The 17,534-nt window shown below is 43.2% G+C and carries 15 protein-coding genes; all 15 read left to right on the top strand.

Annotation, left to right across the window (positions count from 1 at the left end; all coding sequences use genetic code 11):
• The first annotated feature begins 19 nt into the window (after positions 1–19).
• Positions 20–1,009 (top strand): uroporphyrinogen decarboxylase family protein, encoded by a 990-nt coding sequence (locus ACZ42W_RS13095; protein ID WP_464165792.1) that lies wholly within the window; start codon positions 20–22, stop codon positions 1,007–1,009.
• 122 nt (positions 1,010–1,131) lie between these two features.
• The gene (locus tag ACZ42W_RS13090; protein ID WP_464165791.1) at positions 1,132–1,689 is read left to right on the top strand and encodes a DUF2284 domain-containing protein; all 558 of its coding nucleotides are present in this window, start codon (positions 1,132–1,134) and stop codon (positions 1,687–1,689) included.
• A 323-nt stretch (positions 1,690–2,012) separates the two neighbouring features.
• Positions 2,013–3,758 (top strand): sigma-54 interaction domain-containing protein, encoded by a 1,746-nt coding sequence (locus ACZ42W_RS13085; protein ID WP_464165790.1) that lies wholly within the window; start codon positions 2,013–2,015, stop codon positions 3,756–3,758.
• A 270-nt stretch (positions 3,759–4,028) separates the two neighbouring features.
• The gene (locus tag ACZ42W_RS13080) at positions 4,029–4,679 is read left to right on the top strand and encodes a corrinoid protein (protein WP_464165789.1); all 651 of its coding nucleotides are present in this window, start codon (positions 4,029–4,031) and stop codon (positions 4,677–4,679) included.
• Positions 4,680–4,725: 46 nt separating this feature from the next.
• Positions 4,726–6,144, top strand: a complete 1,419-nt coding sequence (locus ACZ42W_RS13075) for a trimethylamine methyltransferase family protein (protein ID WP_464165788.1) — start codon at positions 4,726–4,728, stop codon at positions 6,142–6,144.
• Between the two features lie 32 nt (positions 6,145–6,176).
• Complete coding sequence (locus ACZ42W_RS13070) at positions 6,177–6,983, top strand: methyltetrahydrofolate cobalamin methyltransferase (protein ID WP_464165787.1); 807 nt, start codon at positions 6,177–6,179, stop codon at positions 6,981–6,983.
• A gap of 602 nt (positions 6,984–7,585) precedes the next feature.
• Entirely contained in the window at positions 7,586–9,139 is a 1,554-nt protein-coding gene (caiT, locus tag ACZ42W_RS13065; RefSeq protein ID WP_464165786.1) for an L-carnitine/gamma-butyrobetaine antiporter, read from the top strand.
• Between the two features lie 69 nt (positions 9,140–9,208).
• Entirely contained in the window at positions 9,209–10,525 is a 1,317-nt protein-coding gene (locus ACZ42W_RS13060) for an MFS transporter (protein WP_464165785.1), read from the top strand.
• A gap of 72 nt (positions 10,526–10,597) precedes the next feature.
• A complete protein-coding gene (locus tag ACZ42W_RS13055; protein ID WP_464165784.1) occupies positions 10,598–11,452 on the top strand; it encodes a MaoC/PaaZ C-terminal domain-containing protein in 855 nt (284 codons plus the stop codon).
• Between the two features lie 77 nt (positions 11,453–11,529).
• Positions 11,530–12,663, top strand: coding sequence for a crotonobetainyl-CoA dehydrogenase (gene caiA / locus ACZ42W_RS13050; RefSeq protein ID WP_464165783.1), 1,134 nt, complete (start codon positions 11,530–11,532; stop codon positions 12,661–12,663).
• Between the two features lie 75 nt (positions 12,664–12,738).
• Positions 12,739–13,950: an L-carnitine CoA-transferase gene (caiB, locus tag ACZ42W_RS13045; RefSeq protein ID WP_464165782.1), complete on the top strand. Its 1,212-nt coding sequence runs from the start codon at positions 12,739–12,741 to the stop codon at positions 13,948–13,950.
• 129 nt (positions 13,951–14,079) lie between these two features.
• Complete coding sequence (locus ACZ42W_RS13040) at positions 14,080–14,850, top strand: electron transfer flavoprotein (protein WP_464165781.1); 771 nt, start codon at positions 14,080–14,082, stop codon at positions 14,848–14,850.
• Positions 14,851–14,874: 24 nt separating this feature from the next.
• Positions 14,875–15,813, top strand: a complete 939-nt coding sequence (locus tag ACZ42W_RS13035) for an electron transfer flavoprotein subunit alpha/FixB family protein (protein WP_464165780.1) — start codon at positions 14,875–14,877, stop codon at positions 15,811–15,813.
• A 71-nt stretch (positions 15,814–15,884) separates the two neighbouring features.
• On the top strand, positions 15,885–17,174 hold the full coding sequence (locus tag ACZ42W_RS13030; RefSeq protein ID WP_464165779.1) for an FAD-dependent oxidoreductase: 1,290 nt from the start codon (positions 15,885–15,887) through the stop codon (positions 17,172–17,174).
• Positions 17,171–17,455: a ferredoxin family protein gene (locus ACZ42W_RS13025; protein WP_464165778.1), complete on the top strand. Its 285-nt coding sequence runs from the start codon at positions 17,171–17,173 to the stop codon at positions 17,453–17,455. The genes ACZ42W_RS13030 and ACZ42W_RS13025 overlap by 4 nt, the downstream gene beginning before the upstream one ends.
• The last annotated feature ends 79 nt before the right edge of the window (positions 17,456–17,534 follow it).

Here is a 17,534-nt window from a genome sequence, read left to right as displayed (position 1 = left end):
TAAGAGGAGGCCGTAATTGATGTTAACGAAGAGACAGAATTTAATGGAAACCATCAAAGGTGGGAATCCGGATCGCTTTGTAAATCAGTACGAATTCATGGACTTGATCATGGAAATTCCCATGATTGCAGATGCTTTTTGCCCCTACGGTACGGAGCACAAGAATGGCTGGGGCATTACCTACAGATGGCCGGAAGGTCAGCTGGGTCAGTTCCCTGTTCATGACAAGGAACACATTGTTTTGAAGGATGATGATGTCACCGAGTGGAGAAAATACGTTAAAGCGCCTGTTATTGAAACCTCCGACGAAGCTTGGGCTGCAGCTGTAGCTCATGCCAATTCTGTCGACCGCAAGGAACAATTTGTTACAGGGGTTTATTTTGCCGGTGTCTTTGAAATGTGTCATAACCTCATGGGTATGGAAGGGGCATTGATGTCGCTCTATGAAGAACCTGAAGCCATGCATGAGCTCATTGATTATCTTACGGAGTATGAGTTGGAATATGCAAGGGTAATGATCGATAAAATCCATCCTGATGCGTTATTCCACCATGACGACTGGGGCAGCCAAAAGAATTCTTTTGTATCTCCGGAAATGTTTAAAGAGTTCTTTTTACCCGCTTATAAAAAAATCTACGGCTTCTATAAGGCCAATGGTGTCGAACTGATCGTGCACCACGGTGATTCCTATGCAGCTAACCTGGTTCCCTATATGATCGAAATGGGCATAGATATCTGGCAGGGCGTCATGACAAGCAACAACACGCCTGAGCTTATCAAGAAATACGGCAAGCAAATTAGCTTCATGGGAGATATCGATAGCGGTGTCGTAGACTTCCCAACCTGGACACCTGAAATCGTTGCCAGAGAAGTAGAGAGAGCTTGTAAAAATTGCGGAAAGTTATACTTTATTCCGAATCTAACTCAAGGGTTGAATTTAAGTTCCTTCCCAGGTGTCTACGAGTGCGCCACTGAAGCGATCGATAAAATTAGCAAAGAAATGTTCTAAACACCCTATTGAAACAAAAGGAAAGCCTTCGAAGTCCGTTTTCGAGGGGTTTCCTTTTCCTATTTAGTCTTACAGTATTTGTCTTGTTTCGTTAGATGCTATAGGTGAGAGGAGCTGTTTCTTTGAACTCAAATATTGAGAAGTTGATGTCTTTGCCAAAATCTCTCGGTGCTAATCAATCAGCAATTATCGCTGTCGAAGATATTCAATTTAATGAAGACTTCAGGACGCAATGCGAGCAAAATTCGTGTGGCAGTTACAACAAAAACTGGATGTGTCCTCCTGCGGTGGGTCCGGTTAATGCGTTGAAGGAAAAGGCTTTAAAGTTTAAACAAGGACTATTATTCCAGACGGTGTTTCAACTCGAGGATTCTTTTGATTATGAAGGTATGCAAGAAGGCACCAAAGAGCATACCAAGATATTAAGGAAGGTATTGGACGATATCAAGAGTACCGGGGCCTTCAAAGAATTCCTTCCTCTGAATGTTGGCCCTTGTACGTACTGTGGCCGCTGTTCTCTTGTTGACGAACAGGAATGCCGATTCCCCGAAGAAGCTGTTTCATCTGTCGAGGCCTATGGGATAGATGTCATGGCGTTGGAGAAGAGTTGCGGAATGTCCTATAATAACGGCAAAAATACCATTTCGTGCATCAGCCTTATTTTGTTTAACCTCGATTGATTCTGAAGTGATGAGAGGCCCTTCCTACCTAGGGTTCTCTCTTTTTTTTGTAACAGACTTCTGGTTAGATATGATAGTATAATATGTATCATGATTGAAGGGCTCTTCCCGAAAGTCCAATGATGGATGAGGAAGGGATATTGATGCAACTGGTTTATGTTAAATTGAAATAGAGCAGTTTGATAATTCTAAAAAATCTTCTGCCTTCGATACTTTTTTATACTATAATATTCCTATGTATAAGCATGAAAATGTAAAAATCAACTTGTATATAAATAATGTAGCGTAAAATTTGATGGAGAAGCAGGTGGCTAAGGGTGCTAATGGAAGACAATAGTTCTCTTATTAAAGACTTGTTTGGGGCATTCATTTCGGACATCCATCAGGGATTAGCTGTCATTGATCCAGCAGGTAGAGTAGAAATTTTCAACCCGCGTTTTGCTGAAATTTTGCAGAGAGACCAGGTTCAATTAGCGAATAGGAATATTTCCGAAATCATTCCCGAATTTCTTGAGCATTGTTCTGGGATTGAGACGTTTATTAATCTTAATCCCTATAAAAGTTTTTGTGTAAAGACCCTTCCCATCGGAAATGAAATCACCGGTTCATATTTTTTGGTCATCCTATCCGAACTTGAGGATCAAGATAGGGAAAGAACTATATTTTTAAATGAGGCCTTCAGAACCATTCTTGACAATATTGATGAAGGGGTCATGGTCGTTGATTCGAGAAATAGAATTGTCTACTGTAATAGGGTCCAATTGGAATTTGACGGGCTTGAACTTGAACATATTATGGGTCGACATACTTGGGACGTCTATCACTTTGATCCCAAAATCAGTACTCTGGAGAAATGCTTAAGGACTGAGCGATTCTTAGGCGCATACGTTCAACACTACAGTTCTAATTATGGTCAGTATGTTCGTGTCACCGGAAATAATTTTCCAGTCACACGAGAAGAAAAAACTGCGGGGGCTGTAGCGGTATACAGAAATCTGCAAGAGAGCGAAGAGATGGTTGCCAAAGTAGTGGACCTGCAAAGGAGATTGAAGCTTGATCAGTCGAATTTGGAAAGCGTCCTGGTCAGTGGTTCGTCAGCCAAAAAACGATATTTTACTTTTGATGACATCCTTGGTGATAGTGCTTGTATTCGTGATAGTGTCTGTTGGGCCAAGAGTGCGGCTAAATCGGATTCACCCGTGTTCATCTACGGGGAAACCGGTACAGGAAAAGAGATGTTCGCACAAAGTATTCACAGCAGCAGCAGCCGAAGCCAAAAACCTCTGGTGTCGATTAACTGCGCTGCCATCCCCGAAAGCTTGCTTGAGGGAATTATTTTCGGTACGGTCAAAGGTGTGTTTACAGGTGCCATTGACCGGGAAGGTCTATTTGAGGAAGCAGACGGCGGCACCCTATTCTTAGATGAGATTAATTCCATGCCTCTTAGCTTACAGAGCAAACTGCTTCGCGCCTTGGAAGAAAGAAAAATTAGGCGCCTTGGAGGAAAGAACGAGATTCCTGTCAATGTACGCATCATTAGTAGCTGCAATATTGAACCCCAGGAAGTCATCCGTCAGCACCTTTTGCGCAGTGATTTATATTACCGACTGGCGGTTATCAACTTAGAAATCCCGCCTTTGCGCACGAGAAAAGAGGACATCGACCTCCTTACACGTTTTTTTGTTAAAAGTTTTAATGTTAAGATGGAAAAAAATATTTGCGAAATCTCCCCAGAGGTTTTCGCGCTGCTGGAGAGTCATGACTGGCCGGGTAATGTCAGGCAGTTGAAAAACTGGATTGAAGCAGCGATGAATATGGTCTCGGAAGATGAACCTCTTTTTAGTAGCAAATATATGCCTCGAAATTTCAAATCCTTTATGGGCACTGTTTCTGTAAGTAATGATAAAGTAAAGCATGGCGAAGTGTTTACAGAGATAGAGGATCAGAAATGCTCCAGAATGATCAATGCTTTGAAACAGCATGATGGTAATATTACCAAGGCAGCGAAGGAATTAGGTATCAGCCGGCAGGTCCTATATTATCGGATGCACAAACTGGGCATCAAATAAATTTATACTTTAAAGAAGAAAAGAAGTGTAGAAAAGTGTAGCAAATACTACGTTTTTCTACACTTCTTTTCTTTATTTTTCCTAAGGGAAGACGAGTAGGACCAATAGGATAAGTAAAGAGCAACAATTTAATGAGAAGAAAGGATCAAATCGAGCAATTAAGGCGTGTTTGAAGAATTATCAAAATATTTTCACAAAACGATATCCGTTGGTATAACTTTTGCAATAGATAAAAGGCAGAGGACAGTATTAAAAAATGGAGGGATTATCATGGCGAATGAAGAGATTTTGCAAAAAGTCAGTGAGGGTGTGCTGGAAGGCGACGTGGTTCAGGTCAAGGAGTGGACAGAAAAAGCAATTGCAGCTGGGATCGAACCCATTACGGTGATTAATGATGGCCTCACCAAAGGAATTAAGGGTGTAGGGGCCTTATTTGCTGCCGGAGAATACTTCTTACCCGATTTATTGTTAGGCGCCAAAGCCATGGATGCTGGAATCAAGGTATTAGAGCCATTAATGGCTGGGCAAAAAAGGGAGTTCTTGGGACGGGTGTTAATGGGAACGGTTCAAGGCGATCTGCATGAAATTGGCAAGAACATTGTAATTATGATGTTGAAGACGGCAGGCTTTGAAGTATTGGATTTGGGAATTGATGTTCCAGCGAGCAAATTTATAGAAAAAGCACGAGATTTCCAGCCAGATATTATTGGTATTTCTGCGCTTCTGACAACGACGGTTAACAGACAGAAGGAAATTATTGAACTTCTGAAAGAAGAAGGTCTCAGAAACAACGTGAAGGTGATGATTGGTGGTGCACCGATTAACCAGAACTGGGCTGATTCTATTGGGGCCGATGGTTATGCTGAGGATGCTTCGGTAGCGATCGATGTTGCTAAACGGCTCTTAGGACTGACGGCTTAGTTCGAGAAGGATTCGACGGCCAATCAAAAAATAGGGAGGTAGAACGATGAGATTCGATTACTATTCTGAAGCACAACTTTTGCAGGTTCATGAAGCGAGCCTTGATCTCCTGAAAAAAGTAGGAATTAGCACGAGTTCAGAAAGGTTTCGCACACTGCTTTTAGATCATGGCTGTATTGAAAAGGGTAAGAGGATTCTTTTCACCCAGGATGTTATCGACAAAGGGATGAAGACTGTACCGGCTGTCTTCAATCTCTATGGTAGAAATGATCTGCATCAATTGGAAATCGGCAGAAAAAAAGCTTACTGCCAGACCTTGGTTGGTGCTCCCTCCGTGATCGATCTAGAGAGCGGAAAACGTAGGGACGCTCTCCTAAAGGATTTAGAGGATATGACCCGCTTGGCGGATGCACTAGACAATGTCAATATTATTTCGCCACTCTTTCCCAGGGACGTGCCGCAGGAAATCATTCTGACGATGGAGACAGCTACTTGTCTGCGCAGTACTTCCAAACCCCTCAGCATCTGCGTAGAGTCTTCCCGAGAATTGAAATTTATCAAAGAACTGCTTGTGGCTGTGGCAGGCAGCGAAAAAGCTCTCAGGGAAAAACCTTTGGCTACATTGCCTATATCCCCGGTCAGTCCTTTGGAATATGGCTTTGATCCGGCGGAAGCGCTGATGGATGTAGTAGAAGCGGGTCTACCTCTAGGAGTAGAGCCTTGTCCACAAATGGGTGCTACAGGTCCAATGAGCATGAATGGTCTCGTCGCAATGCACAATGCAGAAATACTGGCGGGAGTCATCGCGGCCCAGCTTCTTAAACCAGGTTGTCCCTTAACCATGTCCTCACGTGCGACCTTTATGGATATGAGGACGGGTCTTGGATTATGGGCAATGCCGGAAATGGGTATGATGTCAGCGGGACTGAATCAATTGGGACGGTATTATCATATCCCTGTTGCTCCCGGTGGATATTGTGGAAGTTCCAAGATAGCAGATATGCAGAGTGGATATGAACATCTTTACAACGCGTTGATGGAAGCTCTAACGGGCAGTGACATCATTGGATCGGCGGGTTCGCTGGACAATGCCTTGGTCGAGTGTTACACCATGCTGGTCATGGATAATGAGATTTCTTCAGTGGTTCAGAGAACCATAAAAGAATTTGAAGTTAACGATGAGAACTTGGCAGTAGATGTTATAGCTGAAGTCATAGCAAACAACGATAATTTCCTGGGGCATAAACATACTAGAAAGTATCTACGCTCTGGGGAACTATGGGTACCAACCATCAGCCAGAGACAGACCTTTGAACAATGGGCTGTTAAAGGTCAAAAAGTTGAAGATTTAGCCAAAGAAAAAGCGAAGACCTTGATTGCAACACATCAGACGGCCCCTCTAGGAGTTGAAGTAGAAAAAGAGTTCACAAAAATAATTGCTGGTGCAAAAAAAGCGTTGATGTAAAGTGGTCTAGGCTTAAAGAAGGAGGAGTATTCGTGATCATTGTGGGAGAACTGATTAACGCAAGCCGTAAGGTCGTAGGAGCAGCTATCGAAGCTCAGGACACAGACTATATTCAAAAAATAGCTAAGGAAGAATTTGAGGCTGGGGCAAATTATATTGATGTTAACGCTGGTATCTTTGTTGGCAAGGAAACAGAATACCTGCAATGGCTTGTTAAAACGGTTCAAGAGGCTGTTGAAGCACCTTGCTGTATAGACAGCCCAGACCCGAAGGCCATTGAGGCGGCCTTGTCTGTACACAAAGGCATCGCGATGGTTAATTCCATATCTCTAGAAAAAGCGCGCTATGATGCGTTAATTCCAGTTGTTGCAGGCACGGATTTAAAAGTTGTTGCGCTTTGTATGAGTGATGATGGAATGCCAGAAACGATGGATGACCGGCTGAAAATTGCCGATAAGCTTATCAATAGGCTCGTTCAAAATAATGTACCCCTTGAGAACATTTATGTAGATCCACTGGTACAACCCATCTCTGTAAACAGCACGTTCGCAGTAGAATTCATTAACTCTGTCGAAGCCATTATGACTCGATTTAAAGGGATTCATACGATGTGCGGGTTATCGAATATATCCTATGGCCTACCTGAGAGAAAATTCATGAATCATGCTTTTGCCATTATGGCAATTGGCAAAGGGTTAGATGGGCTGATTATTAACCCCTTAGACAACCTGATGATGGCAAGCTTGATTGCGGCGGAGACACTATCTGGACGAGATGAGTACTCTGCTAAATATCTTAAAGCCTATCGTAACAAGAAATTCGAATTTTTGGCTAAATAGTAGGTTGCAGACCCTTCTTGACAAGTGGAGGGAATACTTTTAATGTATGGGAATAGGTCATACATCGAAAGATGGTATTGGCCTATTTTCTATATTTGTCCTAATTGCACCCACTATCCAGGATACGATTAGCAAAACTTTTTCCTTGTCTTCTGGTTCTATAAGTGCAAAAATTCATTTGGATTCTCTAGCTGTGAAAAATATCTCTTTCATGTTAAAAAATTTTTACATGACCTGTAAGCCTCTCGATGATAGGCTTTGATAGCCCGGAAAAAGCATTTTACATGTCAAAAAAATTTAACATAAACTCTAAATGAGTTATTTTATAGTTACTCACTTTGTATCAAAATGCACATTTATGACTTGGATTTGTGTAAGAAAAAGCAATATTTACGCAAAAAGCATCGAAAATCTGGCATGAATATTGCAATATCATGGTTTGTCTAAAGAAAGGCATCACAAGTACGAAGACTTATTCATCTGAAGGAGGTGGAAATTCAGGCAAGGCATCATAGGGCGGCACCAAGGATCAAGATGCATCTCATAGGTTAGAAAAAGTAAACATGCTCAGAAATGTCTATTACAGGAAAGGGGAATAAGAAATGTCTGAAAAGAAAAAAATGAAAATTGATCATGTCATATTCTGGCCACCATTAGTCCTTATTTCAATTATTTGTGGATTAATCATTAAAGATCCTAAGAAAGCAAATGATATCTCAAATGCAGCTCTAAGTTGGACCACTGATAAACTGGGGTGGGCGTTTGAATGGTACACCATCATCCTCTTCGGGATTGCGATGTATTTAATTTTCGGTAAGTACAAGGATAAAAAGTTTGGCGAGGGTAAGCCTGAATTCAAAACGAGCACTTGGTTAGGAATGATGTTTTCTTCAACTTCAAGTGCAGCACTTATTTATTGGGCAACGATTGAATGGTACTACTACATGCAAACCCCCCCATTTGGAGTAAAACCCTTTTCGCTTGAAGCTTCAACCTGGGCGGCAACTTATGGCATGTATCATTGGGGACTTATCCCGGTCGCAATGTACGTTGTGATTGGAGCAGTCATTGGTTACAACTTTTTTGTCAGAAAACAGAGTGTCGTTAAACCTAGTAGCAGTTGTACGATTCTCGGCAAGCATAAAGATGGATTAGCAGGTAAGATTATTGACATCCTATATATCATCGGAATGGTTGCCGGAGTGGGCACCTCACTCGGCTTGGGAACTCCCTTGGTAGCAGAATTGATCACTAAGATATTTGGAGTTCCGCATACGTTATCCTTAGATGGCTGGATTATTATTGCCTGGATAGCTTTATTCTCCACAAGTGTTTATCTAGGTTTGCAGAAAGGTATTAAAGTCTTAAGCGATATCCGAGTCTATCTAGCTTTTGGGGTCATTATCTTTGTGGCTGTATTTGGTCCGACATCTTTCATCTTAAACGGCTTTACAGATGCTCTCGGCACCATGCTTCAGAACCTCGTTAGAATGACCTTCTATACCGATCCTATCGGAAAATCCGGGTTCCCTCAAGGATGGACAATTTTCTACTGGGCTTGGTTCCTTAACTGCGTAATTACGTATGGTATTTATCTTGTGCGTATTTCCAAGGGCAGAACACTTCGTGAATTTGGTTTAGGGGTGTTAGGGGCTGTTGTTCTCGGTGAAATGGTCTTCTTCGCGGTATTTACTAATTATGCGATGGACATTCACGCTAAAGGACTCATCGACCTTGCTACGATCATGGGACAATATGGAGCACCTAGGGCAATTGTAGAGATTTGGTCAACGATTCCTTTCAGTGCTGTAGTCTTGCCAGTGCTTCTCGTTTATTGCTTCATTTCTACGGCGACCTTTATTAACGGTGTGGCTTACACGTTGGCTATGGTAACGACCAAAGAAATAAAAGATGATGAAGAACCTTCACGCTTAAATCGGGTTGTTTGGGCTCTGTTGCTTGGTACTTTAGCTATATCCCTTCTTGTGTTAGGTGGGCTAAAACCCTTACAAACCGCAGCTGTTGTTGGGGGCTTACCCATGATGATCGTCTGCATTCTTATTCCGGTTTCCTTCTTTAAAGATGTTAAAGTCTTTGGTTGGGTAACTGGAGATAAGAATGAAAGCAAAGAGATAAATCAAGAAAAAAGTGCCTAAGGGAGAGGGTATGCACAACATCGGGAAACAGAGTAAAAATAAAATACTTTGGAATTAGGAGATGTTGACATGGCCTTATCTAAATCGGTAGAAGATTCCCCTTTGACTCCCTATCTGAAAAAAATGATCCTCTTTGCAAGTGGAGGGCCATTTTTGGACGGGTACATCCTGGTTATAGTTGGCGTAGCATTGACACAGTTAGGGCCCCAACTTCAGCTGGATGCCTTTTGGACGGGATTGATCGGGGCGGCAGCACTTGTGGGATTGTTTATCGGTACTTCAGTTTTCGGGTATGTAACGGATCTGGTGGGGCGGCAAGTCATGTTTACAGTGGATATCATAGCCATAATCATAATTTCCATTTTAACCATGTTTATAACAACTCCACTTCAGCTTGTGATCCTCAGGTTTGCTATAGGTATAGTCGTCGGAGCGGATTACCCTATAGCAACTTCCTTGGTCGCGGAATTTACACCCCGTAAGTATCGAGCACTAAGTATGGGATTTATAGCCGCAGTTTGGTACCTTGGAGCGACTGCGGCGGATATTGTCGGGTACCTTCTGATAGATGTGCCAGGGGGATGGCGCTGGATGTTAGGCAGTGCTGCTATTCCTGCTATTCTCCTGCAATTAGGTCGGATCGGTACACCTGAATCGCCGCGATGGTTGGTCAGTAAGGGCCGCGTCGATGAAGCCCTTGCGATTGTAAAAAAAGTATTTGGACCGGATGCTGAACTTGGTGAGGTAGAAGTGGCCGAAAAGACCCAGTATAGCCGGATATTTACAGGTGGATATCTAAAGAGAGTGGTATTCGTCGGCGTGATCTGGACGTGCCAAGTCGTGCCTATGTTCGCTCTTTATACCTTTGGTCCCCAAATATTGAATACCTTCGGTCTGGGATCAGGAAATTTAGCGATATTAGGGGATATCATCATCAGCACCTTCTTTATGGTAGGATGTATACCCGCGATGTTTTGGTTGAATTCAGTGGGGCGTCGTCCCTTATGTATTGGAAGCTTCGCTATCATGATGTTCTCCATGCTCATTCTCGGAATTTTCCCAAGTGCTCCAGTATGGGTCATTGTCGCTTCGTTCGCAGTATATGCCTTTGCTTCCGGTGGCCCAGGAATTCTCGAATGGCTTTATCCCAACGAACTTTTTCCAACGGCTATTCGCGCCTCGGCTGTCGGCGCAGCTATGGCTATGAGTCGATTCGGAACGGTTGTCGGTGTCTATGGATTGCCAACCTTCATGGAGAAGTATGGAATTGGGCCAGCTATGTTGGTGGGTGCTGGAATATCGCTGCTTGGATTAGTTGTATCGATAGCCTGGGCTCCTGAAACGAAGGGGATGTCGCTTGCCGATTCAAGTTCACTCTCCTCTTAGGGAAAGCCGATGGTTCGAGATGCCTGGAATCCTTTATTGAGAATGCTGTAAGGAAAAGAAAGGATGATAAAAATGGCAATAAAAACGGAAATGGTTGGACAAACCTTTGGACCTTTTGAACGTGACTACAATTTCAAAGATTTGATTCTTTTTGCGCTTGGTTGTGGTGCTGCCTCCGATGGCAGAACTGATTTGGAATATGTTTACGAAAAAGACTTGAAAATTCTTCCTATATTTGCAGCAATGCCGATCGTGGACAGTGAAGTCACTAAAACCATTGATTATGGCTATAATTATGCCGGATCACTTCATTGGTCCTTCGATTTAAAATTTCACCAGCCGATGACGAAATTATCGGGTAAATTAAGTACGCATGTGCTGCTTAAGGGATTATATGATCGTGGGCCTGGTAAAGGTTTGTTAGCTCAGCATATAGGAGATACCTATGATGAAACAGGTACCAAGATATTTACCAACGAAAGCTGGGATTGTTTAATCTATGATGGTGGTTTTGGAGGTCCGAAAGCACCAGCTGATATCGTGGAAATACCGGACAGAGAACCCGATTATGAGGTCTCGGAGCAGATTCCTCAGAATCAGGCACTCATTTACAGATTGTCAGGGGATTATCACCCTCAGCACATTGATTGGGAATATGCTAAAAATATTGGTTATGATAAGCCAATTCTTCATGCGGTCAGTACTTCAGGAGCTGCTTGTCGTCATATCATTAAGACACTCATTCCTGGAGAACCTGAGAGATTAACACGTTTCAAAACTCGTATTACGTCTCCGCTTTTGCCAGGGGTAACCATTAAGACTCAAATGTGGAAAATGGGTGAAAACCTTGTGCACTTTAGGGTTATCAATGCTGCGGAACCAGAAGCAAAGCCTTATCTAAACTTTGGCTTGATTGAGTGGAAATAACGGAGAACTGCAGTGCTCCGTTGGAAATCTCCAAGGGAGCACTGATTAAAATTCCAAAATAAGTGGAGGGTTAAATCATGGATTTTAAACTTACAGATGAGCAGGAATTATTTGTTGCGGCGATACAAAAGCTGATGGCCAAAGAGAACTGGGAAAGTTACTTTCAGGAATGTGATAATAATAGCCAGTATCCGGAGAGATTTGTGAAAGAACTGGCCGATATTGGTATCGATAGTCTTTTATTACCCGAAGAACAGGGTGGTTTTAATGCAGGTGCGGTAACTGTAGCAGCTGCCTGGGAAGAACTCGGCAGACTGGGTGCGCCTACCTATGTTCTATATCAACTGACTGGATTTAATACGATCTTGAAATATGGAACCGAAGAACAAATCGCAAAGATTATGGCTTTACACGGTACCGGTAAGCAAATGTGGAATTCGGCCATTACTGAGCCGGGAGCGGGCTCCGATGTTGGCAGTCTTCAGACCACATACACTCGTAAAGACGGAAAAGTATATCTAAACGGGCATAAGACCTTTATCACAAGCAGTGCAGCGAATCCCTACCTGGTAGTTATGTCAAAGGACGCCGAGACCGGCACTAAATATACAGAGTGGTTTGTAGACATGGACAAACCAGGTATTAAAAAAGAGAAGCTTAAAAAGCTGGGTTTGAGAATGGACAGTGTCTGTGAAATCTACTTCGACAATGTAGAACTCGAAGAAAAAGATATGTTTGGCGCAGAAGGCAATGGATTTAATCGTGTTAAAGAAGAATTTGACTTTGAACGCTTCCTTGTTGGATGCTGCAATTATGGCACTGCCCTATGCGCTTTTGAAGATGCGGCTAAATATGCCAATCAGAGAGAGCAATTTGGCGAGAAGATCGGCAGGTTCCAATTGATTCAAGAGAAGTTTTGTAATATGTCAATAAAACTCACCAATATGCGGAATATGCTCTATGAAACTGCCTGGAAGTATGATAATGGCCAAAGAATAACAGGCGAGGCAGCAATGTGTAAATATTATTGCGCGAATGCAGCTTTTGAGGTTATTGATGATGCGATGCAGGTTTTTGCTGGCATAGGTGTGGCAGGGGACCATCGTATTAGTAGATTCTGGCGGGATCTTCGCGTGGATAGAGTCTCTGGGGGATCCGATGAAATGCAGATTCTCACTGCCGGCAGAGAGGCACTCAAAAAGTATCGATAAGCATTAAGCGGCTTTATAGTGCACTGGTGTAGAGTAGGAATTTTTCGATCGCACGAGAGGAGGTAGTCATTAATTATGAATAAAAGCATGAATATACCGGCTTTTGGAAACTTAGAAGGACTAAAAGTTGTGTACTCTGCAGTAGAAATTGCTGGTCCACAATCAGCACAGTTGATGGCAGAATGGGGAGCAGATGTTACCTGGATTGAAAATACGTTTAACGGGGATTCGATGAGGGACACGACGTATGTCAAAGAATTAGAACGTCGGAATCAGCGTAGCTTATCCTTGAATATCTTCTCTGAAGAAGGACGAGAAGTATTCTTAAAACTGATCGAAACAGCCGATATCTTTATCGAATCAAGCAAAGGACCCGTCTATGAAAAGCGTGGACTTACGGATGAATTGTTGTGGGAACACAATAAGTCCCTGGTCATCGTTCATGTTTCTGGGTATGGTCAGTATGGGGTCGAGGATAGAGTGAACCGGGCAGCTTACGACCAAACAGCCCAGGCCTTTAGTGGGTACCTAAGTCAAAATGGAGCTCAAGATCAACCCATGATCGCTGCACCTTATACGGGTGATTATATGACGGCACTTATGGTCGTGGGATCCTCCCTGGCTGCTCTTTATAAGGCTCAGAAAACAGGCGTAGGAGAGAGCATAGATGTTGCCATGTATGAAGTTATGCTTCGCCTCGGGGCCTATTATATGATGGATTACCTCAATGACGGAATAACCTATCCACGTGCAGGAGCCAGACATCAGAACTTATGTGGTATCGGGGTATATAAGTGTAAAGATGGCTACCTTAGCTTGTGTCTTTATGGGGATAAACAGAACAAGGCTATCCTTGATAGGATTGGACTGGGCTATCTCTGGGGGACTGAAGAGTATCCAGAGGGCACAACTGCACTTTGGCTTAATGGTCCCAAAGCAGATCTCATACAAGAAAAAATAGAAGAATACCTTTTGACTCAGCTCGTAGACGAAGTAGAAAAAGACTTTTCTGATTGCAAAATCGCGGCTAATAAAATGATGACTTTCGAGGAATTGCCAAACCATCCCCATTACTTGGAGCGTGAAGCTTTCATAGAGTGGGAAACAATGGAAGGCAAAAAGTGCAAAGGTCCCAATATATTTCCCAAATTCAAAAAGAACCCGGGACAAGTCTGGCGGCCCATGCCAACGCTGGGTATGGATACGGAAGATATCTTAAGTGATATAGGATATTCACCCGAGCGTATACAAGATCTAAATGACAAGGGTATCATCAAGAAGGCCTAAGCACCGAAAGCTGAGGAAGTTTAAGCTAAATAAGGGGATGAGGTGTATTCATGAGTGGTTGAATGCACCTCATCGATCAAAAAAATTGCTAAGTGTTTCAGATTACTAAAGAATTGGGAAGGTGAAGAGATGAGAGTTATATCATGTTGTAAGGCGGTACCTGAAGAGCAGGATATTGTCGTTGCAAAAGATAGACAGATATCCTTTGATAAGGCGGAGTGGAAATTCGGCCAGTATGATTTTAATGCCGTGGAAGCAGGTAAGCAACTTGTTGAGGCGGTAGGGGGCCAATTGTCTGGTTTGAGCGCAGGGGGAAAGATTCTAGATAATTCAAAACTGAGAAAAGATATTCTTTCCAGAGGACTTGATGACCTTTATCTGGTTATGGATGAAACGATGGAACAGGCGGATACGTATCAGTCGGCTAGAGTTTTGGAAGCTGCAATTAAAAAATTGGGTGACTTTGATCTGGTTTTGTGCGGAGCAGGTTCGTCTGATTTGTATGCACAGCAGGTCGGTAATCAATTAGGTGAATTATTAGGCCTACCGGTTGTCAATGCAGTCAATAAAATCACTCCACAAGGCGACAAAGTCATTGTTGAACGGGCGTTGAAAGACGCGATTGAAGTTCTGGAGATCTCCCTACCAGCAGTCCTATCTGTTACATCTGAAATAAATGTCCCGCGGATCGCTGGGATGAAAGATATTATTGCTGCCAATAAGAAACCCGTGACCAAATTCAGTCTGTCCGAGATCGGAGTCACGGATAATCAACCGTCCAGTATCGTATTGAGTACGCTGGCACCTGAACAAGCGGAACGCCGGATGAACATCCTGGAAGGCGAATCCGATGAGGTTGTGGATGCTTTTGTGAAACTGCTCAGTGCTGAATTGAAGTAATTAGAAAAAAGAGGTGAAGATTTCATGACTGTAAATAATGTTTGGATTATAACCGATGATCAAAACACCGTAGGAGAGCTGTGCAGCGGAGGACACCAACTGGGGGAGCAGGTATCTGTCGTTTTATTTGGTGATCAAAATCAAGCGAAAGAAGCCATTGCAGCAGGGGCTGACCAGGTATACCTGTTTGGAAAGCCTGGGGATTCAGTAATGCCTGAAGCCTATTCCAAATCGATCGCGGAATTGCTACGTGCAGAAAAGGCAAACTTAGTGATGGTCTATTCTTCTATCCGTGGCATGTTAATGGCCGGTCGGATTGCATCTCAATTAGCGACCAGTGCCTTGTCAAATATATCTGAGCTCACTGTTGAGGATGGCAGCATTATTGTTAAACACATGGTTTACGGTGGTGTAGCGACTAGAACAGAAAAAGCGTTATCAGATACCGTAGTCGTAACAGTAGGAACAGGTGTATTCGAAGAAATGCCAAAGGATGAAAGCAGACAGGGAAAGGTGACCGAAATCAATCCAGAGGTTGGAGATTCCGGCATTCGCGTTCTGGAAACTCGTCCAAAACAGGCTGAATTAGTAAATCTAAGTGCTGCGAAGCGGGTTGTTGGCGTCGGAAGAGGTTTTGCGGCCAAAGAAGATCTGATGATGGCGGAAGAATTTACGGCTTTAATCGGAGCAGAGATGGGATGCAGCCGACCCATTGCTGAAGGTGAGAAGTGGATGAGCAAGGAGCGCTATATTGGTGTATCTGGAGTGTTCTTGAAGTCGGACATCTATATTTCACTGGGTGTGTCAGGGCAGATTCAGCACATGGTAGGTTGCAACCAGGCAAAAACACTGGTAGCCATCAACAAGGATAAAAATGCACCGATTTTCAAACAGGCTGATATTGGTCTTGTCGGAGATATATATAAAGTTCTCCCACAAATCATTGCAAAAATGAAAGCTTAGAAAAGCCTTTATGTTAGCCCATGAGGGTACCCATAATGATCATTCGTAACTTATTAAGGTGGTGACGAGAATTGAGCGAGGAAAAATTTGACGCCATTATCGTAGGAGGAGGCCTTGCCGGTTCTACTGCGGCTTACGTTTTGGCACAGCAGGGGTTGGAGGTTCTACTCATTGAAAGGGGTAATTACGCTGGTTCCAAGAATATGACCGGAGGGCGTCTCTATGCTCACAGTTTAGAAAAATTGATTCCCAACTTTGCAGAGGAAGCACCGGTAGAGAGAAGAGTTGTCAAAGAGTGCATCAGCATGATGACTGATAATGACGCTGTAACTATGAGTTATCATTCTCCCCGCTTAGCCGAGACCGGTAGTGATTCATACGTGGTTATGCGTGGTAAGTTTGACCGCTGGCTCTTTGAAAAGGCAGAAGAGGCGGGAGCAATAGCTACAGCAGGTATCAAGGTAGACCAATTAATGATGGAAAATAATCGGGTCACAGGTGTTATCTGCGGCGGTGAGGAAATGAAGGCTGATGTAGTCATCCTGGCCGATGGGGTCAATTCTATTTTGGCTGAAAAGGCAGGCTTAAGAAAAAGGGTTCAGCCTTCGCAGGTTGCGGTGGGAGTCAAGGAGACCTATGAACTGCCGGCAAAGGTTATTGAGGACCGTTTTGGCTTAACAGGTGATGAGGGTGCCGCATGTTTGTATGCCGGATCTCCCAGCAATGGACTGGTCGGCGGAGGTTTCCTCTACACCAACAAGGAAAGCGTTTCTATCGGCTTGGTTCTGGGTCTTCAGCATATAGGAGATAGCGACAAAACCATAGAGGAAATGCTTGTAGGCTTTAGCAATCATCCTGAAATAGCTCCTTTAATTAAGGATGGCAAGCTTATTGAAAGAAGTGGCCATGTGGTACCTGAAGCAGGCATGTCTATGGTATCTACCTTGTATGGCGATGGTTTCCTCATCTGTGGCGATGCGGCAGGCTTTTGCTTAAACATCGGTTATATGGTAAGAGGAATGGATTTGGCGATTGCCTCAGGTGAGTTGGCAGCAAAGGCCGTTCTTGAGGCGAGAGAAAAGGGAGATTTTAGTTCAGCCTCACTCCAAAGCTACAAAAAAATGCTCGATGAGAGCTTCATCATGAAGGATCTTTCTCTTTATAAGGATTTCCCTGCCTTTATGGAAAATCCCCGTATTTTCAACCAGTATCCTGCTATGTTGTCCAATATTATGGCTGACATGTTTATTATTGACGGTAAGCCTGCAGTTCCCTTGCGGAAAAAGGCTATGAGGCATTTAAAGACAGTGGGTCTTATTAATCTGGTGAAGGACGGACTGAAGGGGGTGAAATCTGTATGAGTATAACTGTAGAAGAAAAGTTAGGAGTCAATAAATATTTTGTGGATGAAGGGAATGCCCATATAGAAATAGACCCTTCTTATCCTGATATAAAGGAGAAAATGAAGCTTATCAATGCCTGTCCGGCAGGATTGTACAAGCTCAATGAAGATGGAACCTTATTTTTTGATTATGCAGGGTGTCTGGAATGCGGTACGTGTAGAGTTTTGTGCTTAGGTACAGTTGTAAAGAAGTGGGAATACCCTGAAGGTTCAATGGGTGTGGAATTTCGATACGGATAATCAATAAGAAATCATAGTTAAAGGATAATGATATTTTATTGGGTTAGTGGAGAAGAGACCGGGGGGTCTTGTATTTCCC

This window comes from Desulfitobacterium elongatum, assembly GCF_055378975.1.
The sequence above is the reverse complement of the archived record's forward strand: the minus strand, read 5'-3'. Positions and strand labels throughout refer to the sequence as shown.